Genomic DNA, 21,514 nt, shown 5'->3' with positions numbered 1-21,514 from the left:
CAAGTGCCTGGATGGCGGACCTGTAAAAAAATAAGGGGCTGTAACAAAATGAGCTTTTTTGCTCATTTTGTTACAGCCCCTTTCTTTGGAGCCACTTATCGGATTCGAACCAACGACCCTCTCATTACGAATGAGATGCTCTACCAGCTGAGCTAAAGTGGCATATGATTGTACCTGAACGGTACTTTACCAGTATATCCATTTCGTGGCGTTTTGTCAAGAGGTAAAAAATTGAAAAAAATCGATATATTTGTTTCTTCGTTATATTTACAACGTACAATCGAAGCAGCGCAGGTTATACTATACGTGTAAAGAGGAAACGGTGATGAACCGGAATACGATAATCCTCCATATGATATATGTATCGCGAAAGGAGCGATGACTTATGAAATTCAAAGTAAATGATTCTTGTATCTCTTGTGGTATGTGCGCAGGTTCCTGTCCGGAAGTATTCCACATGGCTGATTCCGGTATGGCTGAAGCGATTCCTGACGATGTAGCACCGGAAGTTGAAGAATCCGCTATTGACGCAATGAACAACTGCCCGGCAGGCGCCATCGAAGAAGCCTGAGAAAGAAATACACAGGGCGTACGGCATCGGCAGGGTGCTGATATCGTGCAGATATAAAGTGAGACTCCCGTAATACAAAGCAGAGGCTGCAATGAAATGGCTTTAAAAGTTCGTTTCGTTGCAGCCTCTGTTTTATCTTTCGCTACAAGTCATAGATTATTTGGTTTAAACAAAATCTTATTTTTTTTCGTAGTAGTATCGTGTCCACATGGTAACTTCCGAAAGGGACGGGTGGGGCGTCATGGTTTCACTCAGGGTATAGACACTGCGCGGATCCAGCGTGCGCGTAAGGGGGAGATCGCGCAGATACTGTGCGTCGGCTGAGGCAATATCCGGGCGGAGAGGTTGTACTGTGTGAGTACCGCACATGAGAAGGTTGACAAAGGGCTGGATGAGGATGGACGCTTCGTGGCCTACGATGTGGGCGCCGAGAATCTGTTTGCTCGTTTTGTCGATGATGAGTTTGATAAATCCGTCATCAGAAGCTCCCGGTTCGTATCCCAGTGCATAGCCTTTGGCTGAGGCAGAGTAGTGGTTGACTGCCGTTTCCACATCGTATCCCTGCTTTCGGGCTCCTTCTTCCGTAAGTCCTGTATGGGCCGTTTCCGGATAGGTATAGGTTACGGCCGGTACGGCATCGTATTGTGCCCAGCGCCAGTTTTCGCGGGGCATATGGGAAAAGAGATTGTGGGCTATGATTTCGGCTTCGTAATTGGCTTTATGGCGGAATGGCGCCCTGCCATTGACATCGCCCAGGGCCCAGATGCCATCTGCGCTGGTTTCGAGAAACTCATTGGTCTCGATATAGCCGCGGCTGTCGAGACGGACATCCGTATGTTCCAGCTGTAGCAGTTCTGTCATAGGGCGGATGCCGGGGGCCACGAGGATTTCTTCGGCCCGTACTTCTGCCGTCGTCCCGTCTGTACGGTTGCGGATAGTCAGGACTTTTTCATCGCCTTCGCGCCGCACGGATATCGTGTCCTGATTCAGGCGGACATCGATATGACGGTTCTGGAACTGGCGCAGCATGAACGCTGAGATTTCTGGCTCTTCTTTTGGCAGAAGGCGAACGTTGTGCTGGACGATGGTGACCTGGGTGCCGGCCGCTTCAAAGACATGAGAAAATTCACAGCCTATGGGGCCGCCGCCGATGACAATCAGGCTCTTATACGGTTTTCCCGGGAATTTGGGACCAAAGAATGTTTCTGACGTAATGTAACCGCATTCTTCCAGACCGGGGAGTACGGGGATATTCGTCCGGCCACCAGTACCGATAAAAATCTGCCGGCCTTCCAGTTCTTCTGCTGTACCGTCGGCTTTTGTCACGGCAATCGTCTTTTTGCCGGTAAACGAGGCCGTGCCGTTATAGGTATCGACGTTGGGGAATTGGTCATAATACGCCTGAATGGCCGGACTTTCGTCTATTTTCTGCCACAGTCTCCGGGCCAGCGTATCCCAGTCCAGCGTGGCGTTTTCCGCTGTGATGCCGATACGGGCTCCTTCCCGTATTTCACAGAGCAGATTGGCTGCTGTCACCATGACTTTTGTCGGGATGCAGCCCCGGTTCAGGCAGGTACCGCCGAAACGGCCCCGCTCGATGATAGCAACTTGTTTATGCTGCCGTATAGCGGCATCAGCAATGATGTTGGCTGCTCCCGTGCCGATGATAATGACATCGTATTGTTTCATGGAAATCCTCCTTGTATATGGAAATCTTGTATATAATAAGTGTACGGAAAAAAACGTCTTCCTGTCAATGAGGCAGGAAGACGTTTTTGGTAATTAGTGTGTTTCCGGCAGGCTCTGGGAGAATATCCATTCCAGTGCCGGCTTCATCGTGTATGCATACAGCCATGTGTACCGATGGCTGCCGCCTTTGTAAATCGTAAGATAGTGGCTGCAGTCTGGTTCAATCAGAGAGGCGGCTTCGGCCTGCAGCTGTACGGTTGGTACATTGGCATCCAGTGTCTGGCGATCGACTTTGGTACCGGATTTTTCCAGATTCCCCAATATTTCCGTCATGCTCGGGTAGGCACCGGCATCGCCTTCACAGATGACCGTCCAGAGCGGCTGGCTGGCAAGAGGAGCCGTAACGGCGGCATTCCATTTGCAGGCGATGAGATACGATGCGGCAAAGAAGTGAGGATATTTAACATCCATGGCAATCGATGTCATGCCGCCCATGGACTGGCCTGTGTTGTATATGCGCCGCGTATCGATGGAGTAAGTCCGGCAGAGAGACTGGATGAGGTGAATCGTACGATCCAGTTCTGGCCCGTAGTCGTAATTGTCATCGACGATAACCGTGTCGTACTGGGGCGCCAGAACGAAGCAGGGATGACTGGCCTGCCATCCGGGCGATGCGAAGGTGACGGCTCCCAGCCCCTGGACGAGCGTTGCTTTGACGTCCGGTGAGACGACGCCGGCATCATGCATGAAAAGGACGAGGGGGTATTTCTTTTGTGGATCGTAGTTCTTCGGAACATAGAGATTATACTTTAATACAGCATTCTGCTGCTGGCTGTCCGTAAAGGTCCCCTGGATAAAATCTTCGACAATCAGATCCCTGGATTTGGAAGTTTCTATCCCTTCCTCCGGCCCATAGAGAGCGCCTGATGCCGTTTTTACAAATCCCGTCTGGCTGACGTTAGCCTTCATGACGGGAAGTGGACTGGGATTACCGTGGCTTCCCAACTGGGGTCCGCCGCCATGGCCTTTTTTCTGACGGTCTTTGACGGGGCCGTCTTCCGGATGAGGATCGACAGAGGAATCGACGAGGGGCAGGGCCTGGAGCTGGAGTACGACATAGTTCCCTGATTCCGTATGGGCAGTTGTTTTTTCTGCCGCCGTGTTTGTATAGACTTTTTCAATCGTCCGGCCATCGACGGTATAGTCGGAAGGGGAAAGGGAAGATGAAAGAACCGGCGCATCGTACTGGACGATGACATGAGAGACGTGCTCGCCATCTCCTGTAACTTCCCCGATGGCTTCAGCCTCTGTAATATGATTGGCAGCAAAAGACGTGCTGCCCAGTGAGAGACACAGCATGATAGCGGCGCCCAGCCGGCGCCAGGATTTCCATTTCATTTGCATAGAACCTTCTTTTCTGATGACAGGTAAAACTAATAATATATATCAATTGACCTTAGTATACACAGAAAAGATGGCGGTTTCGTCACAATACAGACACAGTTCATAGCAGACTGCCTGACGAAACGGACTATCAGCTGATTTTGCTGCCGTTGGCTTTCATCTTGAAACGCAGGCCCAGGACTTTTAGTAGTTTGCCTGCCGTCATAGCGACTTTGGCTGTATGCTTGCTGGAATGATCGGTGTAACCCAGGGCTCCCAGTACGCGGTTTCCCTGTTCCAGATATATGTTCAATTCTTTCGCGTGAGTGATATTTTCATAAGTAAATTTTTTCATCTAGTATGTGTAACAGGAAACGGTCCACCCGTTCCTTCTCCTTTTTGTATTAGGAAAGCCGTAATATGGCATCGAGGGCCAGTTCCGACCGTTCACATTCCCCCGGCAGCATGGTGACCTGCCAGCAAAGGGGGCTTTCCTTCATTTTTTCTGCCGCATACATGAGGCCGTTGGTCCGCTCATCCAGAAAAGGCCGGTCGATCTGGTTGGGGTCGCCGAGAAGAATGATTTTGGTGCCTTTTCCGGCGCGGGTAATAATGCCTTTGACCTGGTTGGGTGTCATGTTCTGGGCTTCATCGATGATCAGATAGGTTTTTTCAAGAGACCGGCCGCGGATAAAATTGAGGGCTTCTGCCTGAATGATCTGCCGGTCAAAGATTTCGTCGATCCGCTCGGCCAGTTCCTGCTCGTTTTCATAGCGCAGGTCTTCATTGCCATCGACGAGCTGTTCCAGATTGTCGCGGATAGGGCGCAGCAGGGGTGCTATTTTTTCCTGTTCATCACCGGGCAGGAATCCAATGTCCGTATCGAATTGGGCGTTGGGACGGCAAATGAGGATGCGGCGATATTCCCCGGTAGGATGATTGACGATTTTTTCCAGCCCCACGGCAAGGGAATAAAATGTTTTGGCAGTACCGGCCTGGCCTTTGACGATGACCAGAGGTGCTTCATCGGCGGGGCGCATGAGTGCTTCCTGCAGGAAATACTGGCCGGCATTGCGCGGACGGACGCCGTAGGGCGCAGCATCGGCATACAAAAGCGGCACAGCCCGGCCATGGCGGACGCAGCCCAGGTGGGTTTTGTTTCGTGAGGCATCGGCCCGCAGGAGAAGAAATTCGTTTTCGTACAGGGCCGGGTGCCGGGGCTGGCCGTCGGGGCCGAGCTGATAAAGTGCGGCCGGATCGATGCCGTCGGCGCGGAACGAGGCAAATGCATCTTCTGTCACGTACCAGTCGCTGCGGCCCAGATAGGGCTGTTGGCGGACGTTGATCTGTTCCGTGCTGAAATCCTGGGCTTCGATACGGAGAACCTGTGCTTTCAGACGAAGCAGCAGATCCTTGGTTACCAGTATAGGTTCCAGGCTGCGCAGATGGCAGCATACTTTCAGGATGCGGTTGTCGGACCGGTCGTCGGGAAGCGAGTCGGGGAGCTCTTCATGGATACAGTTGGTCTCGATGCGGAGTGTACCGCCGTTGGGAAGAGATACTCCCGTGAGCAGATCGCCGGACAGCCGCAGCCGTTCCAGAATGCGGATTGCCTGCCGGGCATTGTAACCCCGCTCGCCCTCTGCTTTTTTCAGTCCGTCCAGTTCTTCCAGGACGACTAAGGGCAGTACGAGATGATTTTCTTCAAAACATTGCAATGCATACGGTGCCTGAATCAGGACATTCGTGTCCAGTACATACGTCTTTGCCATGAAAATCCCCACCTTTGCCTGTGATTTGTTTACCTTTCCATCATAGGTGGTGAACATACAGGTAAGATAAAGGTTGTGTAAAAAATCGGTAAGGCCTTGGCCGTTTTGCCCTGTTACGGTAAATAACGGACTGTATACGGCTAATAAATTGCATGCTATAGCTTGAATTGCAAAATACGGCTGGGGCGGCCTGTTTTGCGCTGATATTTTTTTCCTACTTCAAAACAATACCCTTTTTCCAATAGTTTATTAATCATGCGGGCTGCCGACCGGGGCGTGATTTTCAGGAAATCTGCAATTTCTGCTGTTGTGAATTCATTTTTCCCGGCTTGAAGGATGAACGAATGAAGATGACTGATTGTCAGTGCGCCAATGCCGGTCCGTTGGCTGATTTCCAGAAATTCGTTGGAAATATTAGGATGCGGTGCCGGCTGCGGGTCAATGGGCGTATAGATATGATGCAGGTCATAGACGAGATAAATACGGTTACCGCCGCCGTGACGTGCCCGGTTCAATCCGATACGGGCATGATATTGTGCTTCTATGGCCGTTTTGCCAAAGCCAATACTGACACTGATAGTGCTGGCCGTATTTTCCCGGATAGTTTCGAACATGGAAAAATCTTCCAATCCCCTTGTTCGCCGTTCGATGATGTCCCGGGAGGTAAAAAACATAAATAACTGTTCCGTAACGTGGAAAACAGGAGATTCAATTTCTACGGATAAATCGTAAATGTGTTTGATAACGTTGACATTTTCCAGCATACCCTGATATTCATTACGTTCTGTATAAGGCAGTCTGTCGTTTTTGAAATCATCAATGCCGACGTAGATGATGACAAACTGGCTTTCCCGGCTGACCGTAAACAAATACGTCGTATATACTTTCTGAAGACTGTTGTAAATATCTAATAAAGTAGGGACGACGCAGGCTACGGGATAGCCCAGTTTTTTTAACGGTTCGTATACCTTGGCAAATTTGGTCAGACAGGCAATATCTTTATTAAACCGATATTGGTTTTTGAAAAATTGGAGCGTCCCTTCAATATAGGCTTCATTAAAATCATATACAGGAGCAAAGACGATGTGAGTCTGGTCGAGGGGAATGTCCAGCTCTTCATAAATGTCGAAGACGAGCTGGTGATCCTGTATATCGGTTACCAGATGATATATATTATGCCCCTGCAGGGTAAGCTGAAACAAATAATTCAGACATCCTGCGTGGGAATGTTCGACAAATTCCCAAGGAATACTGGGAGTGACCTTGGCCTGCGTATAGAGTTTGGCTGTTTCTCCCAAAAATAAAAGCTGATCGAATTCCTGCTGTCGCCCTTCAATGCAGAAAGGAATGTCAAAAATGGCATCGTAGATAATCGGTGTAATTTCTATCTGGGAAAATTGTCCGACAAGTTTGGTTAAAAGACGGACATGGGTTTGTGGCACAATAAAACCAAGTTTCAATGTCATTCCTCCTTATAAATAGAGAAAAATCATGGAAGATACAAAGAAATTTAAGTTTTGGTCATAATAATAGCCTATTAAAGACACTTGAAAAGAATTATGATATGAGCATAAAAGAGAGAATAATATAAAGAATAAAAATAAGAAAACAATAAAATATAAAACATGTTTACTGGTATACGAAACTGTCCTTATATATGTATTGTAAATCAAGTTGCAGAAAGCGTAAATACAGAATATGTAATTTGATAAAAAGATAGTTATGCCGTATATTCCGGAGTATGGCTTTTCATCATTTCTCATAGTACATATCAATATGATTTAAAACGAGGCGATGATTGTACACGATAGCGCTGTTGGCAGGATATCTTTTGCACTTTTTATGACAAAATGTATTAGAGAAAGGACGTGACGATATGGAAAAGGCGAAGACGAGTTGGACGAAATATGTTATTCCTGGTTTTGTTTTTCAACAAGTAGTCATTGGCGGCGGATATGGTACAGGTGCTGAGATTGCGCAATTTTTTGGGACGCAGGGACTATTGGGCGGTTTTTTGGCACAGATGATCACGATGGTTGTCTGGACGCTGATGTGTGTGATTACTTTTGAATTCGTTCGTATCTTCAAGACCTATGATTATGGGTCTCTCATGAAACGACTTCTCGGCCGGGGGGCTATCCTGTATGAAGTATGTTACTGGGCCATGATGGTCATCATTATGGGCGTCGTCTGTGCCAGTGCCGGCAGTATGCTCAACAGTCTTACCGGGCTTTCCAAATGGTTTGGCATCGGCATTCTTTCGGCCGGTATGGTGATTTTGGTCTTGAAAGGAACGGCAACGATTGAAAAGGCGCTTACCGTGTGGGGATATATCCTGTATGCCGTATACATCCTCTTTATGGCTGTTGTTTTCTATAAATTCGGAGGAGCTATTGCCAATGAATTCGCCCGGGCAGAAATCGGGGGCGACTGGTGGTTCAACGGCCTGCGGTATTCCTTCTATAATCTTGTCGTTGTCGCCGTGGTATTATACACGGTGCGGGATTTAAAAACCCGCAAAGAAGCGGTCCTGTGTGGGATTATTTCCGGAATCTTTGGCATTATTCCGGCGGTATTGCTTCTCCTGGTGATGGGCTGTAATTTTACGGCAGCTATCCAGGCAGAAATACCTGTCGCTGTCGTCTTTGAAGAATTGAACATGCTATGGCTCTATATCCTCTTTGAAAGTGTGCTCCTGGGTACACTCATCGCGACCGGCACAGGTTTTATTAAAGCTGTAGATGACCGTGTGGAAATTGCATATAAACGGGCGAAAGGCTATGTACCCCGCTGGGTACGCCCTGCTATTGCGGTGGGTCTTACTGCTCTGGGAGTCGTTGTGTCTACCTTTGGGCTGATTCCGCTTATTGCTCAGGGCTATGGCATTATATGCTGGGGGTTCTTCCTCTTCTTTGCCTTGCCCATGCTCACCATAGGATTGTATAAAATTAACAGTCATGATCCTGATGCTGAAATTGAAGCGGAAATATATAACGAGAATTAACGTACCGGATTTTGGAGGAGAAGGAGCTGAAAGAGTATGAAACAAATGGCGTGTCAGGAATGGGTAAACCGGGATGCAGAAGTTGTTGCAACTTGCCAGCATCTTTCGTATTTTCCTCTTGTAGTAGAATCTGCACAAGGGGATATTGTGACCGATAAAGATGGCAACCGTTTTATTGACTTCCTTACGAGTGCATCATCGCTGAATCTGGGAAGCTGCCATCCGGAAATCATGTCTGCCGTACAAGAGCAATTTCAGAAATGCACGCAGTATACTCCGGCATATACATACAATGAAGCGACGATTACCTACGCGGAAAATCTGGTTTCCGTCTACCCGGGAGGGGTGAAGGCTAAGATTGCCTTTGGAAACTGTGGGTCCGATGCCAACGATTGCGCTGTAAAATTTGCCAGGGCCTATACGGGACGAAAAAAAATTATTACCTTTTTGAACTCGTATCATGGAAATACTTACGGTTCGTGCAGTATGACTGCCTGTACACCGAGAATGCGGGAAAAGATGGGGCCATTCCTTCCGGAAATTTATCATTTTCCTTATTTTGGCATCAATCTTCCGGATGAACAGGTAGAGCGGGACTGTCTGCAAGCTATAGAAAATGCCTTTTCTATGTATCTATCACCGGAAGAAGTGGCAGCTGTTGTCATCGAGCCGATACAAGGAGATGGTGGTATATTGCCGGCTCATCCGATATTCATTCGGAAACTATATGATTTATGTCAAAAATACCATATCTTATTTATTTCTGAAGAAGTACAGCAGGGATTTTACCGGACAGGGAAGTTTTTTGCTATCGAACATTATGGTGTCATCCCCGATGGTATTATCATGGGAAAATCCATCGGCGGTGGTTTCCCTCTGGGAGCTTTTATGGCACGGGCTGATATTATGGATTCTCTTCCGGCTCCGGCACATCTGTTTACATTGGGAGGCAACCAGGTATCCTGTGCGGCAGGAAATGCACTCTTTACTATCTTGCAGAGAAGAGCTTTTCAAGAACAACTTGCCCGGACCATTAAGCTCCTTTGGGAAGAAGCCGGACAGTTGCAGCGGAAGCATCCTGATGTAGTAGGCTTCGTACGGGGAATCGGTATGTCTATGGGTATTGGTATCGTAAAAAAAACAGATACCGGTGAATACAGAGCCGATCCGGAGGGCACCTATAAAATTTTATACCGGGCATACGAAAATCATTTGCTGATCATCAATGTAGGTGCCAACGTCCTGCGGGTGCAGCCGCCACTGAATATATCGGACGACCATTTGAGAAAAGGATTTGCTATTTTGGATCAGGCAATGACGGATTTTGAAAAAGGAGACATTCCCGATGCCGTTCTGGCCGGTAAAAAAGGCTGGTAATATAAAATTAAATTTAGATTTTAGTTATTGCGATGATGGTTCCCGGCATTCTAAATTCTATTGACACAAGGCCGGTGTATTTGGTATACTAATTGCACAACCACATATAGTAGTAAAAGAGAGTAACCTTTTAGCTGGCGTCAACATGCATGCCCATTGGGCTGGTGCCTGCGTTGTAACCATTTTACAATAGGTGAGACTTTTCCATACTGTCCGTCAGACGGCATGGGAAAGTCTCATTTTTTTATCGTATGTTCATGTAAAGGAGAATGCATCATGGAATGGACCTTGGTTTCCTGGGATTTTATAACAGCCCTCGCATCCATTATTATGCTGGATATTCTGCTCGGCGGTGATAATGCCGTCGTCATCGCCATGGCGGCCAATAAACTGCCGTCGGATTTGCGAAAAAAAGCCATACTCATCGGCACTGGTGGGGCTGTCATCATCCGCCTCGTTATGACACTGATTGCCGTATGGCTCCTGTCGATTCCTTATCTGCAGGTCCTGGGCGGGCTGATTTTGCTGCCTATTGCTATCAAGTTACTGTTGCCGGCAGAGCATGATGAGAAAATTAACGCTTCGGACACGCTGATGGGTGCCATCCGGACTATTATCATTGCCGACGCGGCTATGGGTGTCGATAATGTACTGGCTATTGCCGGGGCATCTCATGGAAGCTTTATCCTCGTCGCCTGCGGGTTTCTCATCAGTATCCCGATTATCGTCGGGGGCAGCACGGTTATTGGCAGGATTATGGACCGCTTCCCCGTCGTACTTTATGGCGGTGCAGGCCTTCTGGGCTGGACGGCCGGTTCCATGATCATGCATGACGCTGTAGTGGGGAGACTGATTATGAGGATTGCCGGCAGCTGGACAGAATTTGCCGTTCCGGCGGTATTGACAATTTTCGTCTGCAGTACGGGTTATATCTTTTCGAGACATAAAAAAAGCACTTCTTTAAATCTTGAGAAGTTGTCGTAAACACGGCTCAATCTGGATTCCTTCCCGGGCGTCTGAACCGGCCTGGCGGGTATAGTCGAGGGCATAGGACAGAAAATCGAGGGACAGGCGCATGGCCATGTGAATAGAGTGATTCCGGAGCAGTGCGCCTGTAAGAACGCTGGCAAATAAATCGCTCAGACCATCCACTTGTTTCCGTACGCGGTAAATCTGGCATTCGTCATAGGTATGGGTAGTACCGTCAAAACTGACATTTTTTATCTTTATATCTGATGCGGGAATTCGGGTAATCACGACATACCGTGGGCCTAATGACGAAAGCTGGTGGCAGAGCCGGAGGACATCTTTTAAGGAAGGAAAAGATGGGACAACTGGTGTCCCGGTCAGCATACAGGCCTCTATCAGTGTCGGCGTAATGACCGTGGCCTTTCGTATGAGAGTGCGCATTTTTTCTATCATATCCTGACTATAGACAGGAAGAGGGCGGTCGGCAAATGACATGACCGGATCGATTACGACAAGGGTATTTTCGTCAGAAAAGCGGCGGATAGCTTCCCAGACAATTTGCATCTGTTGGAAATCTGATAAAAATCCACTGTAAATAGCCTGATAGGAACAGCCGATTTCTTCCCATTTTTCCATGAATAAACGTGTATCAGACAATACATCCGAACTATAACATGTCTGATATGTGATATTATTACTGGACAAGGTTGTCGGCAGGGGACAGACTTGAAACCCCATAGCAGAAATAACCGGTACGACAGCAGTCAGCGAGCAGCGGCCAAAAGAGCATAAATCATGAATGGCCAGTACACGCTTGGTAAACATGATCATCACCTCTTGGAATAATATATTATATCCATTGTATATGATATGTTGTATGAATACAAGCTGTATTTAGTTCTTTATGCGTATTATATATAGCCGGAAGACCGATAGGAAAAAAGGGGTGTCTATGGTATACTAAAAGAAAAGGCATGGGAGGCATTAACATGAAAATTATTGATGGAACGCAGCGGCTGCCTGAACTAAAGGAACTGATTGTGGAATATACCGATTCTCTGCACATGGATCTAAGTTTTCAGAATCTGTCAGATGAACTGGCTCATCTGGAACAACGTTATGTACCGCCTTATGGCCGCATCTATGCAGCCGTGGCCGATGACGGAGCGGTTATTGGCTGTATTGCCTATCACCGCCACGATGACCGGCGCTGTGAAATGAAGCGGTTATATGTCAAACCGGCATACCGTCATCTTCATGCCGGGCGTATGCTCGTAGAGAAGATTGTCAATCAGGCCTGTGCAGATGGATATAAGGAAATGGTGTTGGATTCGTTTACCGATACGATGAAAAGCGCCATTCATACGTATGAACGATTCGGATTTACCGAAATCCCGGCGTATTATCATAATCCTATGCCCAATGTGATTTATCTGAAAAAAGATTTGTAAAGACGAAAGCCGCAACAAAATGAGCAGCTGCCCATTTGTTGCGGCTTTACGTGTACGTGAGTTGTTTTATGAGATGACTGAACAATTATCTATAAGATTTTTAGATAGTTCTCTTGCTTTCACGCATCGAGTTTATTTTTATGGAGCATGATCTGCAGGATTTCCTTATCGGTCTGTTCCATACCTTTTTTGGCCAGTTCGCCAATATTGCGGATGGATTCATCGGGATTGTTGCTGACCAGGCCTTCACTACCGGTTACGCGGATATTGTGCAGGCTGAGCATGACTGCCCGGCAGGCGGCGTCGCAGGCTGTGGCAACTTTCAGGGTGCAGCTGTTGCCGGCGCCATCACATACCATACCGATATGGTCACCGGTCATGTTAGAAATGGTATCCTGTACGTCCTGGAATTTGCCTCCCAGGAGCCAGACCATGCCAGTAGCAGCTCCCATAGCGGCCGTGCCGCAGGCGCAGAGCGCGGAGAGTTTGGGAAGGAAGCTGTGAATGTAAATGGCCGTCATATGAGACATGGTAAGGGCCCGGATGAGCTGTTCCTTGGATGCCTTTACTTTCTGTGCCGTTACGACGACGGGAATGGTAGCCGTGATTCCCTGGTTGCCAGAACCGGAATTGGTCATGGCCGGAAGCGGGGCCCCTCCCATGCGGGCATCAGAAGCTCCGGCTGTCTTCATGATAATCATGTCCTGCAGGGCGTTACTAAGGAATCCCGTATGGATTTCTGATTTCATCGTATAACCGATGCAGTGGCCGTATTTTTCTGAAAGACCGACTTTGGATAATTCTTCATTTAATTTAGCGGCTTCTTCCATGAAGCGGATATCGTCAATGGGACATTCGGTTGCAAATTGATAGACATCCTTTAATGTCAGGTTGTTCAGGAACTGTTCTTCCGGGGAGACTTCGTCGCTCTTCCTGGGCGGCGCTTCAAAGAGGACGGCATCGTCTTTTTCGATGCGCACGACATTGGTGTGATCGTCGGCAATGCAGACCCGTGCCGTATGGCCGCCACCATAGACTTTGGCTTCGGAATACAGTACATTGGGAACGTCGGCGATATCGACCGATACGAGCTTGTCAGCGACCATCTTTTTGCCCTTCCGTACGACGTCGGGAGACAAGCGTTTCAGTACCTGCAGACCGCCTTTGGGGTCACCGCCCAGTGCACCGACGGCTGCCGCGATGTACAGCCCCGGTGTTTCCGTTCCCGGCACGATGACGGCCATCCCGTTTTTCATCATGTTAGCCGATACCCTTGCTTCAATTTTTTCTACGGGCTGCCCCAGCTTTTCCGCAGCTACAGCCGATGCGTAGGCAAGCGATATCGGCTCCGTACACCCCGTGGCGGGTTTTACTTCTTTGTGCAGACAATCGACCATCTTTTCCCACATTTCTTCTAATTCCATGCAAATCGTCTCCTTTATAAAAACAAAATTTTAAGATAGACGTATCCTAATAAAATTATAAGGCAATCGGGAGACAATGTAAATGTTTAAAGTATTTAGAATCATATTCAATAAATATCACCATGCAATGGCTTGCAGGGAGTTCGTACGATGTATCGGTATATCTTGACAACCATTTCAAATAGCGTTAAGATATAGCTAAATTTCATAGGACGTGCGGCAAAGGCGCTGTTGGACATAGATCCGGCAGCGCCTTTTACTGTACCAGTTCCCATGAAATATGGATTTATAAATTTTCATTAATTTCTTTATCACAACCATTGCATACTGTATACAACAGTGCGTGACCAGGAGGGGTATCATGAGAACAGAACATGATTTTTTGGGAGAAATGAATGTGCCAGATGACGTATATTATGGCGTACAGACCATGCGTGCTTTGGAAAATTTCCATATTACAGGCAATCATCTCGACCCGGATTTCATTCATGCCATGGCGCTGGTCAAAAAAGCAGCCGCGCTGGCAAATATGAAGACAGGCCGTCTGCCGAAGAAAATCGGTGCGGCACTGGTACAGGCAGCGGATGAAATCCTGGCAGGAAAATGGCTGGACCAGTTCCCGGTCGATCCTATACAGGGTGGTGCCGGCACATCGGTCAATATGAATATGAACGAAGTACTCTGCAACCGCGCACTGGAAATCCTGGGGCAGCCCAAAGGACGGTATGATATCGTATCACCGAATAATCATGCAAATATGGCCCAGTCCACGAACGATGTATTTCCTACAAGTATGAAGGTCTGCCTCATCCTCAAAGGAAAGAAACTGAACGAAGCATTGCGGGCTTTGGAAGCGGCTCTTCTCGATAAAGAAGAAGCCTTTAAAGATGTCATCAAGATGGGGCGGACCCACCTGCAGGATGCCGTACCGGTGACACTGGGACAGGAAATGGGGGCCTATGCATCGGCCGTACACCGGGGTCGCAAACGAATCAAGCGGTCTCTTGAAGGTGTACATACTATCAATATGGGCGGTACTGCCGTTGGTACCGGCCTCAATGCCGAACCTCAGTACATCCGGGGCGTTGCCAAAGAATTGTCCGGACTTACGGGGGAACTGTTTACGACGGCCAGCAATCTCATTGACATGACTAATAATACGGACGGCTTTGCTGAAGTATCGTCAGCCATGAAATGCACGGCTCTGGTGCTGATCAAAATGGCAAATGATTTCCGTCTCATGGCATCGGGCCCGCGCTGTGGCCTCAATGAACTGAAACTGCCGGCCCGTCAGCCCGGTTCATCTATCATGCCGGGTAAAGTCAATCCCGTCATGGCAGAAGTACTCGACCAGGCCTGCTATCAGGTCATTGGCAACGACTTGGCCGTCACCTTTGCTTCGGAAAACGGCCAATTCGAACTCAATGTCATGGAGCCGGTCATGGCGTATAATCTTTTTAGTGCCATGCAGTGCCTGACGAATGCGATTTATGCGTTCATCGATAAACTGCTGAAGGGACTGGAAGCCAATCGCAGTCAATGCCAGTACTGGGTCAATCACAGTGTCGGCATCATTACGGCACTGCTGCCGCATATCGGCTATGAAAAGGCTTCCTTCCTGGCACGGGAAGCTTATGCAACCAAACGGCCCGTACGGGATATTATCCGGGAACATCATATCCTGACGGAGGAACAGATGGAACACATCCTGTCTCCCTGGGAAATGACGACCCCGGGCATTGCCGGTGCGGCCTGGATGGAAGCTTCACAGCGTAAAATCAGCGGCTGATTACCGTTCAATGTCCGTCGGGATGCGTTTATATGGCAATTTTTCCAGAATCTGGTCCATGGCCCGTCCCAGAATTTCATTGGGATCATTGAGGATAGAGGCTTCATCCCGTTCTGAGCCGCGGGAACTATAACTCTTCAGTGTCTGATCTTTGACATTGTAGGCATATACCCGCAGGTCATACCAGCATTCTGTGAAAAATTCGTCGTCATCATACCAGCCGCGATATGCGTGATACTGCCGCCAGATCCAGGTCCGTACGACCGGTACGAGGACGATATCGGCTTTGTAGGATGCGGCCAGTTTTTGCATCGTATCTTCTGTTATGTCTTCCGGGGAAATCGTTTCCGCTGCATACTGGCGGTCCCAGTAGGGAAGGCGGAAGGGCTGGCGCAGACGCTGTTCCATGAAATGGGCAGGGTAACCGCCCTGGGTCGTACGGACCAGAAGGATTGTCCGTTCGTTGTCGAACCGTGCGGTATCATCTGCCGGCTGGCTGGCCGTGACGGGCGGAGTAGTGGCAGGGGATGATCCGGCCGTGTCTGCAGCAAAGGATGCACCGGCTATGGTAACGAGCAGAATGAGGAAGAGACATATCTTTTTCATAAGGCAGAACCTCCTTGATTTACGGGATTTTTCTACATTATACTACAATTTTCAGCAAAAGTAAGACAAAATGAAATTTGAAATAACGAAAAAGAATGTGCTTCAATTCTAAAATTCTATAGATAGATTGCGTTAATTATTAATGAGAATGTCTGGAAAATCAATGTTAATAATTTTAGGTTTAACGTTTTAATTCGTGCTTTTTTTAAGATGCGAAGAAAAAAACTTCTTGACTTTCTCATACGCCGTGCGTATAATAAGCATCAACAAATCCACAGACACCGTGTTGACTGGGAGTAGTAAGGGTAATCCCCCATGACAGAGAACCGTTGCAGGCTGAGAGACGGGATGGGCAGATACCGTGAAGTCACCCATGAGCAGCTGCCCGAACGCTTTGCAAGTAGACGCAGCCGGAAGACCACCGTTAGCGGGTCAGGCATTGCAAGGAACGGGGGTTCCGGAGATGCACAGAGGGGTCGTTACGACAATAAGAGTGGTACCGCAGAGCTGAACGCTTTGTCTCTTTTAAAAGAGATAAAGCGTTTTTTTATACAAAAAGCGGGATAGTCATGAGGATTTGTCATTGGGGTATGTTATTTATATTATTATTCGTACAGTATCATCGGGGGGATTCATATGATGGATTTAATCGGGAAATTAAGTGGTTTTGTCGGAAAGAACCTGACGTACATCGTATTTCTTGTCGTCATCTGGGCGTACTTTATGCCGGGCGCATTTTTATGGGCCGTACCGCATACGGTATTGCTTTTGGGGGTCATCATGTTTGGTATGGGGATGACGCTGCATGCCAAAGACTTCAGACTCATCCTGCAGCGGCCAAAAGAAGTCCTCATCGGCTGCACGGCTCACTACACGATTATGCCGCTCCTGGCCTATGGACTGGTATTGGCTTTTCAGATGCCGCCGGAAATGGCTGTCGGCATGATTCTGCTGGGTTCCTGTCCGAGCGGCACGGCATCCAACGTCATGGGATTTCTGGCGAAGGCTGATGTACCGCTGTCCGTATCCATTACGACCTGTTCGACCCTGCTGGCACCCATTATGATGCCCTTCATCGTCTGGGGACTGGCTGGCCAGTGGGTTGAAGTTTCCTTCTTTGCCATGGCCATGACGGTCATGAAAGTTATTCTGGTTCCCTTGGTTCTGGGACTCATCGTTCATCGCATCATGGGTGAAAAGCACGTCGCTTCCTTGTCGAAAGTACTGGTACTCGTTTCTGCTTTTGGCGTATTGGTCATCGTCGGTGGCGTTATTGCTATCAATGGTGCCAAAATCCTGGAAATGGGATTCTTCATCATACTCATGGTACTCATCCATAATCTGGGCGGTTTCCTCATTGGCTACTTCGTTACAGGCAAGTTTGCTTATGTGTGATAAAGAAGCAATAGAAGTGCAAAAAATTTTGCCGTTCCTATCCGACACTTGGCCATTGTGTCGGATAGGTCGGGCGGTTATTCGGGCAAGTCAATCTTGCCGACAAAGCTGTAATAAATCTCAATGTCCTGCCTGCGGGTGCCGTTCTCATCATAGCTGCACTCATGCACCACAATTTTCTCGATCATTTCCCGCAAGAGAGTGGGGGTCAGTTCTTCAAAGGCAAGGTGCTTGCGGACAATGCCCATAAATTTCTCGGCGTTGACGGTAGCTGCCTGTGACTTGTCCAGTTCGGCTTGCAGGGCGGCGGCTCTCTTTTTCAGCTCCGCTTGCTCGGCTTCGTAGTCAGCCGACAGTTCCATGAAACGCTCATCGCTGATTTTGCCGTTTACATTGTCCTCATACAGCCGCTTGATAATGCGGCTGATTTCAGAAATGCGTTCCTGCGCCTGTTCAAGCTGCTTGATGGCTGCGGCGGTCTTTCGCTTGCCGCCGATCTCGTTCTGCTGGACAAGTAGTTTCACAAACCGGCTCTCATGCTTGGCTGCGTATTCGGTCACTTGCCGGAGATTTGCCAGGACACCAGCGGTCAACAGATCGGTGCGGATAAAGTGCGCCGTACAGTTGCGGGTGCGCTTCTTGTAGCTGCCGCAGATGTAGCAGTCCTGTTTGCGGTCTTTGTTCTGATACCGCTGCTGATACAGCACATGGCCGCAGTCGGCGCAGAACAAAATCCCGGAGAACAGCCCCACTTCATCGTAGCGGTTCGGGCGTTTGCGCTGTTTGCGTAACTCCTGCACCCGTTCCCATGTTTCCTTGTCGATGATCGGCTCATGGTGGTTCTCGAAAATGGCCTGCTTCTCGACGGGGTTCTCTATGCTGTGCTTGACCTTATAAGAAGGCTTTTCCGTTTTGAAGTTCACCAGACATCCGGTGTACTCTCGGTTTTCGAGGATATGAACGACGGTGTTGGTCGCCCATTTGCACTCATAGCCTGGGTGATAACGGCGGGTGCTGCCTGTCCGCTGATATTCCAGCGTCCCCGGCGTGGGGATTTGCTGCTCCGTCAGCATACGGGCAATCTTGGTCGGGCCGTTCCCGGCAAGGCAAAGCTGGTAAATCTGCTGCACCACCGGGGCGGCTTCCTCGTCTATAATAAAATTCTCGTCCTCGTCCATCACATAGCCGTAAACCGGCTTGCTGGTAACAGGCTTGCCGCTCATGCCTTTTGACTTTTTCACTGCCTTGATTTTCTTGCTCGTATCTCTCACCAGCCATTCATTGAACAGATTTCGCAGCGGGGTAAAATCGTTGTCCATGCCCTCGCTGGCACTGTCCACATTATCGTTGACAGCGATAAAACGCACACCCTTTTGAGGGAACAGCATTTCCGTGTAAAACCCTACCTGCAAGTAGTTTCGCCCTAACCGGCTCATGTCCTTGACGATGACCGTACCCACTTTCCCGGCTTCAATGTCCGCAAGCATGGCTTGAAATCCGGGCCGCTGGAAGTTCGCGCCGGAAAAACCGTCGTCGGTGTACCAGCGCAGATTGGTAAAGCCGTTCTGTTTTGCGTAGGTTTCGAGTATCCTTTTTTGGTTCGATATGGAATTACTCTCGCCTTGCAATTCATCCTCGTGGGACAATCTCGGATAAAGGGCGGTAATGAGGTTTTGGGTGGCTTGTCTTAACATAAAATCCTCCGTTTCCGACAGCCAGCCCCACTATTCCGTGGTTTCATTGTACCACGGAACGGCGGGGGCTGTACAGCGGCAAAAGCGTTAAATTTGCTTCTTTACAGCTTTTCAATTTTCCGATTTTTATGGTATGGGTTGTCGTCCCATATTTGCAGTAGAAAAGTTCATAACTCCGTGGTATACTCTGATTTAACAAAAAAATCAGAAGTTAAAGGAGAAAACATGAAGTATACAATAGATGAATTAACCGCGGCCAAAAGGCAAATTGATTCAACTCTGCACAAGCTAAGAGAAACAGTAAAAACATTTGAATCAAAGGATAATTCCGAGCGTTATAAATCACAAATCACATTGGCAAAGAGAAGAATAAAAGCCTTTGAAATTGCAAATTATTTTATAGAGAATGAGATTAAGAATTGCTAAAGCACTTCCGATTTTCGTTCCAGCGGTCATGCTCCCTGGCATGGCCGCTTTTCCATGCCCCGGTTCACGCCGGATAAGTCGGCTCCTGTGTAGCAGCGGCTTCCGCTTCCAGTACCCGCGCCATTTTGTCGGCGGCTGTGGTTGTGGTGTCTTTCTTGAAATAGCCGGACACGACAAGGACGGAATTGCCCATGCGGATTTCCGTCACACAGTCAGGGCGGCGGGTGGTGCGGGTGTCGTGCTGCTTGTTATCTGCCATAGGCAATACTCCTTTCAGTCGGTAATCAGTTTCTTCATGCTCTCCATTTTCCGCTTGGCGGTTTCCTGCCGGAAGTTGTCGCCGGTAAAGCGTACCGGGACGCACATGGAAAGCAGGCGGTCATAAATCCGGGAATGGGCGGTGTCCTCCGGGTTGTGCAGGTCGTCCAGCGTAAGGTTGGTCGTGACGATCAGCGGCTTGCCGCTGCGGTAACGGCTGTCAATCACATTGAACACCTGTTCCAGCCCGTATTCCGTCCCGCGTTCCATGCCGAAGTCGTCAAGGATCAGCAGCGGATAACGACAAAGGCGGGAAATGTACTCGTTGCGCCCCTCAAAGCTGGCGGCAAGGTCATTGAGGATAAGAGCAAAGTTCGTCATGCGGACGGGGATTTCTTTCTCCATGAGGGCGTTTGCGATACAGCCTGCAAGGTAGCTTTTGCCGGTGCCTACGCCGCCCCAGAACAGGCAGCCGATATTGTCTGTCCGCATATCTTCCCAATGCTCCACATACCGGCGGGCAAGCCCGGTCTGCGGGTTCCTGCCGTTGTCGTTCTCGAAAGTCCAGTCCCGCATGGTGGGGTCGGTAAAGCCCCGGCGTTTCAGTTCTTCCACGGTGTCAAGGTGTCTGCGCCGCTTTTCGGCGGCTTCCCGTTCCTCGCGGGCGGTTCTCTGGCAGTCGCACTCTGCCGGGTGGCGGTCGCGCCCGAAGATAGCGGCCTTATCCGGCGCAAAATAGGCTTCTTTCGGCTTGCGGCACTTGCCGCAGTACAGTAAACCGTCCTCGCCGGTGTAGTCCTCCGGCTCCGGGATGGTGGTCGTCATATTCTCCAAAACCGCGTTGATTTCATTCTTCATAAACTCTCGCCCTCCTTGCATGAGTAGTCTGGTATGCCCTTTTTAGGGGCTTCCTTTTTGTCGTTCCCCGCCCATATCCGCAGGGCGGCGGCATAGTTCTGGTAGCTTTTCCCGTTGGCGGCAAGGTAGCGGCTCATTTCCTCGATGAACCGTTCCAGCCTGTCAGGGTACTCTGCCTGCAACTCGTCGTATTCGGTCTGTGACAGAAAAATATTTCCATATCGGCCATAGGGCGCGGACGGCCCCCCACTCACTCCCTTTGTTTGGCTCTCTGTAAGGTTGTTTATAGTAGTTTGGTTAGGGGACGGTTTTCCGACCATCATAAGGTCGGTTTTCTGACCATCAGTAGGACGGTTTTCCGGCTCTATGAGGGGCGGACTTCCGGCCATCAGTTGGTCTGAAAACTGTACCTGTGGCACTGGCGGTACTTTGACATAAAGCCGGTTCGGTGCGGAGAAGCCGCCCCGTTCCCGTTCCAACAGCCCCGCCGTGTCCAGTTCATTAAGCGCCCCCTTGATGGTGGTGCTGCCTTTATCCAGTATTTCTGCTATCTCCGCGATGGGATAGATAATATAAATCCTGCCCTCGTCGTCCAGCCACTTGTTTTTCTGGGAGAGGGTGGAACGGTCTAACAGCAGCGAATACAGCAGCTTGGCGGTCTGTGAAATCTCCATTTTCAGCAGGAAACGGGGATACGGCAGATAGGCGGGCAGCCGCGTGTCTGCCCTGATATAATCAGCGATAGGATCACCTCCCTGTGTTCGGGTTGATTTTGGCGTATTGTCACGCATTAAAACGCCGTTTCCGGGGGAAAAGGATAAATGTATCGCGTACCCTTTGACACCCAC

At 49.1% G+C, this 21,514-nt stretch carries 20 protein-coding genes, 1 tRNA gene and 1 other annotated feature; of the genes, 8 read left to right on the top strand and 13 right to left on the bottom strand.

Going from position 1 to position 21,514, the window contains the following annotated elements; translation table 11 throughout:
• Window positions 1–86: 86 nt before the first annotated feature.
• Window positions 87–162 (bottom strand) — tRNA-Thr (locus tag ACGTIC_RS00105).
• A 223-nt stretch (window positions 163–385) separates the two neighbouring features.
• On the opposite strand from ACGTIC_RS00105, the gene ACGTIC_RS00100 reads away from it, so the two are divergent.
• On the top strand, window positions 386–571 hold the full coding sequence (locus tag ACGTIC_RS00100; protein WP_075581604.1) for a ferredoxin: 186 nt from the start codon (window positions 386–388) through the stop codon (window positions 569–571).
• A gap of 177 nt (window positions 572–748) precedes the next feature.
• On the opposite strand, the gene ACGTIC_RS00095 is transcribed toward ACGTIC_RS00100, so the two are convergent.
• From ACGTIC_RS00095 to ACGTIC_RS00075, 5 genes are all read right to left on the bottom strand, one after another.
• Complete coding sequence (locus tag ACGTIC_RS00095; protein ID WP_113856389.1) at window positions 749–2,260, bottom strand: NAD(P)/FAD-dependent oxidoreductase; 1,512 nt, start codon at window positions 2,258–2,260, stop codon at window positions 749–751.
• Window positions 2,261–2,353: 93 nt separating this feature from the next.
• Window positions 2,354–3,658 (bottom strand): hypothetical protein, encoded by a 1,305-nt coding sequence (locus ACGTIC_RS00090; RefSeq protein ID WP_113856388.1) that lies wholly within the window; start codon window positions 3,656–3,658, stop codon window positions 2,354–2,356.
• A 136-nt stretch (window positions 3,659–3,794) separates the two neighbouring features.
• Window positions 3,795–3,998: a hypothetical protein gene (locus ACGTIC_RS00085; RefSeq protein ID WP_257536566.1), complete on the bottom strand. Its 204-nt coding sequence runs from the start codon at window positions 3,996–3,998 to the stop codon at window positions 3,795–3,797.
• Between the two features lie 49 nt (window positions 3,999–4,047).
• Window positions 4,048–5,415 (bottom strand): PhoH family protein, encoded by a 1,368-nt coding sequence (locus ACGTIC_RS00080; protein ID WP_113856387.1) that lies wholly within the window; start codon window positions 5,413–5,415, stop codon window positions 4,048–4,050.
• Between the two features lie 155 nt (window positions 5,416–5,570).
• A complete protein-coding gene (locus ACGTIC_RS00075; RefSeq protein WP_113856386.1) occupies window positions 5,571–6,875 on the bottom strand; it encodes a hypothetical protein in 1,305 nt (434 codons plus the stop codon).
• Between the two features lie 416 nt (window positions 6,876–7,291).
• On the opposite strand from ACGTIC_RS00075, the gene ACGTIC_RS00070 reads away from it, so the two are divergent.
• The 3 genes from ACGTIC_RS00070 to ACGTIC_RS00060 all read left to right on the top strand — a co-directional run bounded on the left by ACGTIC_RS00070 (window position 7,292) and on the right by ACGTIC_RS00060 (window position 10,780).
• Window positions 7,292–8,419, top strand: coding sequence for a hypothetical protein (locus ACGTIC_RS00070; protein WP_113856385.1), 1,128 nt, complete (start codon window positions 7,292–7,294; stop codon window positions 8,417–8,419).
• Window positions 8,420–8,455: 36 nt separating this feature from the next.
• A complete protein-coding gene (locus ACGTIC_RS00065; protein WP_059076544.1) occupies window positions 8,456–9,796 on the top strand; it encodes an aspartate aminotransferase family protein in 1,341 nt (446 codons plus the stop codon).
• Window positions 9,797–10,072: 276 nt separating this feature from the next.
• Complete coding sequence (locus tag ACGTIC_RS00060) at window positions 10,073–10,780, top strand: TerC family protein (RefSeq protein WP_113856384.1); 708 nt, start codon at window positions 10,073–10,075, stop codon at window positions 10,778–10,780.
• On the opposite strand, the gene ACGTIC_RS00055 is transcribed toward ACGTIC_RS00060, so the two are convergent.
• A complete protein-coding gene (locus tag ACGTIC_RS00055; RefSeq protein ID WP_113856383.1) occupies window positions 10,757–11,590 on the bottom strand; it encodes a pyridoxamine kinase in 834 nt (277 codons plus the stop codon). The genes ACGTIC_RS00060 and ACGTIC_RS00055 overlap by 24 nt on opposite strands.
• A gap of 164 nt (window positions 11,591–11,754) precedes the next feature.
• Here ACGTIC_RS00055 and ACGTIC_RS00050 point away from each other — a divergent pair, with 164 nt between their 5' ends.
• On the top strand, window positions 11,755–12,216 hold the full coding sequence (locus ACGTIC_RS00050) for a GNAT family N-acetyltransferase (RefSeq protein WP_113856382.1): 462 nt from the start codon (window positions 11,755–11,757) through the stop codon (window positions 12,214–12,216).
• 119 nt (window positions 12,217–12,335) lie between these two features.
• On the opposite strand, the gene ACGTIC_RS00045 is transcribed toward ACGTIC_RS00050, so the two are convergent.
• Window positions 12,336–13,640 carry a serine dehydratase subunit alpha family protein gene (locus tag ACGTIC_RS00045; protein WP_113856381.1) on the bottom strand — a complete coding sequence of 435 codons (1,305 nt, stop codon included), beginning with the start codon at window positions 13,638–13,640 and terminating at the stop codon, window positions 12,336–12,338.
• A gap of 361 nt (window positions 13,641–14,001) precedes the next feature.
• On the opposite strand from ACGTIC_RS00045, the gene ACGTIC_RS00040 reads away from it, so the two are divergent.
• Window positions 14,002–15,429 (top strand): aspartate ammonia-lyase, encoded by a 1,428-nt coding sequence (locus tag ACGTIC_RS00040; protein ID WP_113856380.1) that lies wholly within the window; start codon window positions 14,002–14,004, stop codon window positions 15,427–15,429.
• Here the strand turns inward: ACGTIC_RS00040 and ACGTIC_RS00035 are convergent, their stop codons facing one another.
• The gene (locus ACGTIC_RS00035) at window positions 15,430–16,035 is read right to left on the bottom strand and encodes a hypothetical protein (protein ID WP_113856379.1); all 606 of its coding nucleotides are present in this window, start codon (window positions 16,033–16,035) and stop codon (window positions 15,430–15,432) included.
• Window positions 16,036–16,312: 277 nt separating this feature from the next.
• Window positions 16,313–16,562, top strand: a binding site (T-box leader).
• 109 nt (window positions 16,563–16,671) lie between these two features.
• Here ACGTIC_RS00035 and ACGTIC_RS00030 point away from each other — a divergent pair.
• Entirely contained in the window at window positions 16,672–17,430 is a 759-nt protein-coding gene (locus ACGTIC_RS00030) for a bile acid:sodium symporter family protein (RefSeq protein ID WP_257536565.1), read from the top strand.
• Between the two features lie 77 nt (window positions 17,431–17,507).
• On the opposite strand, the gene ACGTIC_RS00025 is transcribed toward ACGTIC_RS00030, so the two are convergent.
• Window positions 17,508–19,124 (bottom strand): recombinase family protein, encoded by a 1,617-nt coding sequence (locus ACGTIC_RS00025; protein WP_002596236.1) that lies wholly within the window; start codon window positions 19,122–19,124, stop codon window positions 17,508–17,510.
• 225 nt (window positions 19,125–19,349) lie between these two features.
• On the opposite strand from ACGTIC_RS00025, the gene ACGTIC_RS00020 reads away from it, so the two are divergent.
• On the top strand, window positions 19,350–19,550 hold the full coding sequence (locus ACGTIC_RS00020) for a hypothetical protein (RefSeq protein WP_002596235.1): 201 nt from the start codon (window positions 19,350–19,352) through the stop codon (window positions 19,548–19,550).
• A 64-nt stretch (window positions 19,551–19,614) separates the two neighbouring features.
• On the opposite strand, the gene ACGTIC_RS00015 is transcribed toward ACGTIC_RS00020, so the two are convergent.
• The 3 genes from ACGTIC_RS00015 to ACGTIC_RS00005 are packed head-to-tail and all read right to left on the bottom strand — an operon-like array spanning window position 19,615 to window position 21,457.
• Window positions 19,615–19,809 (bottom strand): transposon-encoded TnpW family protein, encoded by a 195-nt coding sequence (locus ACGTIC_RS00015; protein ID WP_002596234.1) that lies wholly within the window; start codon window positions 19,807–19,809, stop codon window positions 19,615–19,617.
• A 14-nt stretch (window positions 19,810–19,823) separates the two neighbouring features.
• The gene (locus ACGTIC_RS00010; RefSeq protein ID WP_002596233.1) at window positions 19,824–20,666 is read right to left on the bottom strand and encodes an ATP-binding protein; all 843 of its coding nucleotides are present in this window, start codon (window positions 20,664–20,666) and stop codon (window positions 19,824–19,826) included.
• Window positions 20,663–21,457 (bottom strand): replication initiator protein A, encoded by a 795-nt coding sequence (locus ACGTIC_RS00005; protein ID WP_006356266.1) that lies wholly within the window; start codon window positions 21,455–21,457, stop codon window positions 20,663–20,665. Before ACGTIC_RS00005 ends, ACGTIC_RS00010 begins: the two co-directional genes overlap by 4 nt.
• Between the last annotated feature and the right edge of the window lie 57 nt (window positions 21,458–21,514).

It is taken from the genome of Megasphaera hexanoica (genome assembly GCF_043520715.1).
Taxonomy (GTDB): Bacteria; Bacillota; Negativicutes; order Veillonellales; family Megasphaeraceae; genus Megasphaera; species Megasphaera hexanoica.
Note: the sequence above shows the minus strand (reverse complement) of the source record. Positions and strands in the feature narration are given on the sequence as shown.

What these genes read in the sequence shown, in the direction of transcription:
- ACGTIC_RS00100 (WP_075581604.1), top strand. Translation starts at nt 386, where the DNA reads ATGAAATTCAAAGTAAATGATTCTTGTATCTCTTGTGGTATGTGCGCA.
- ACGTIC_RS00095 (WP_113856389.1), bottom strand. Translation starts at nt 2,260, where the DNA reads ATGAAACAATACGATGTCATTATCATCGGCACGGGAGCAGCCAACATC.
- ACGTIC_RS00090 (WP_113856388.1), bottom strand. Translation starts at nt 3,658, where the DNA reads ATGAAATGGAAATCCTGGCGCCGGCTGGGCGCCGCTATCATGCTGTGT.
- ACGTIC_RS00085 (WP_257536566.1), bottom strand. Translation starts at nt 3,998, where the DNA reads ATGAAAAAATTTACTTATGAAAATATCACTCACGCGAAAGAATTGAAC.
- ACGTIC_RS00080 (WP_113856387.1), bottom strand. Translation starts at nt 5,415, where the DNA reads ATGGCAAAGACGTATGTACTGGACACGAATGTCCTGATTCAGGCACCG.
- ACGTIC_RS00070 (WP_113856385.1), top strand. Translation starts at nt 7,292, where the DNA reads ATGGAAAAGGCGAAGACGAGTTGGACGAAATATGTTATTCCTGGTTTT.
- ACGTIC_RS00065 (WP_059076544.1), top strand. Translation starts at nt 8,456, where the DNA reads ATGAAACAAATGGCGTGTCAGGAATGGGTAAACCGGGATGCAGAAGTT.
- ACGTIC_RS00060 (WP_113856384.1), top strand. Translation starts at nt 10,073, where the DNA reads ATGGAATGGACCTTGGTTTCCTGGGATTTTATAACAGCCCTCGCATCC.
- ACGTIC_RS00055 (WP_113856383.1), bottom strand. Translation starts at nt 11,590, where the DNA reads ATGTTTACCAAGCGTGTACTGGCCATTCATGATTTATGCTCTTTTGGC.
- ACGTIC_RS00050 (WP_113856382.1), top strand. Translation starts at nt 11,755, where the DNA reads ATGAAAATTATTGATGGAACGCAGCGGCTGCCTGAACTAAAGGAACTG.
- ACGTIC_RS00045 (WP_113856381.1), bottom strand. Translation starts at nt 13,640, where the DNA reads ATGGAATTAGAAGAAATGTGGGAAAAGATGGTCGATTGTCTGCACAAA.
- ACGTIC_RS00040 (WP_113856380.1), top strand. Translation starts at nt 14,002, where the DNA reads ATGAGAACAGAACATGATTTTTTGGGAGAAATGAATGTGCCAGATGAC.
- ACGTIC_RS00035 (WP_113856379.1), bottom strand. Translation starts at nt 16,035, where the DNA reads ATGAAAAAGATATGTCTCTTCCTCATTCTGCTCGTTACCATAGCCGGT.
- ACGTIC_RS00030 (WP_257536565.1), top strand. Translation starts at nt 16,672, where the DNA reads ATGATGGATTTAATCGGGAAATTAAGTGGTTTTGTCGGAAAGAACCTG.
- ACGTIC_RS00025 (WP_002596236.1), bottom strand. Translation starts at nt 19,124, where the DNA reads ATGTTAAGACAAGCCACCCAAAACCTCATTACCGCCCTTTATCCGAGA.
- ACGTIC_RS00020 (WP_002596235.1), top strand. Translation starts at nt 19,350, where the DNA reads ATGAAGTATACAATAGATGAATTAACCGCGGCCAAAAGGCAAATTGAT.
- ACGTIC_RS00015 (WP_002596234.1), bottom strand. Translation starts at nt 19,809, where the DNA reads ATGGCAGATAACAAGCAGCACGACACCCGCACCACCCGCCGCCCTGAC.
- ACGTIC_RS00010 (WP_002596233.1), bottom strand. Translation starts at nt 20,666, where the DNA reads ATGAAGAATGAAATCAACGCGGTTTTGGAGAATATGACGACCACCATC.
- ACGTIC_RS00005 (WP_006356266.1), bottom strand. Translation starts at nt 21,457, where the DNA reads ATGCGTGACAATACGCCAAAATCAACCCGAACACAGGGAGGTGATCCT.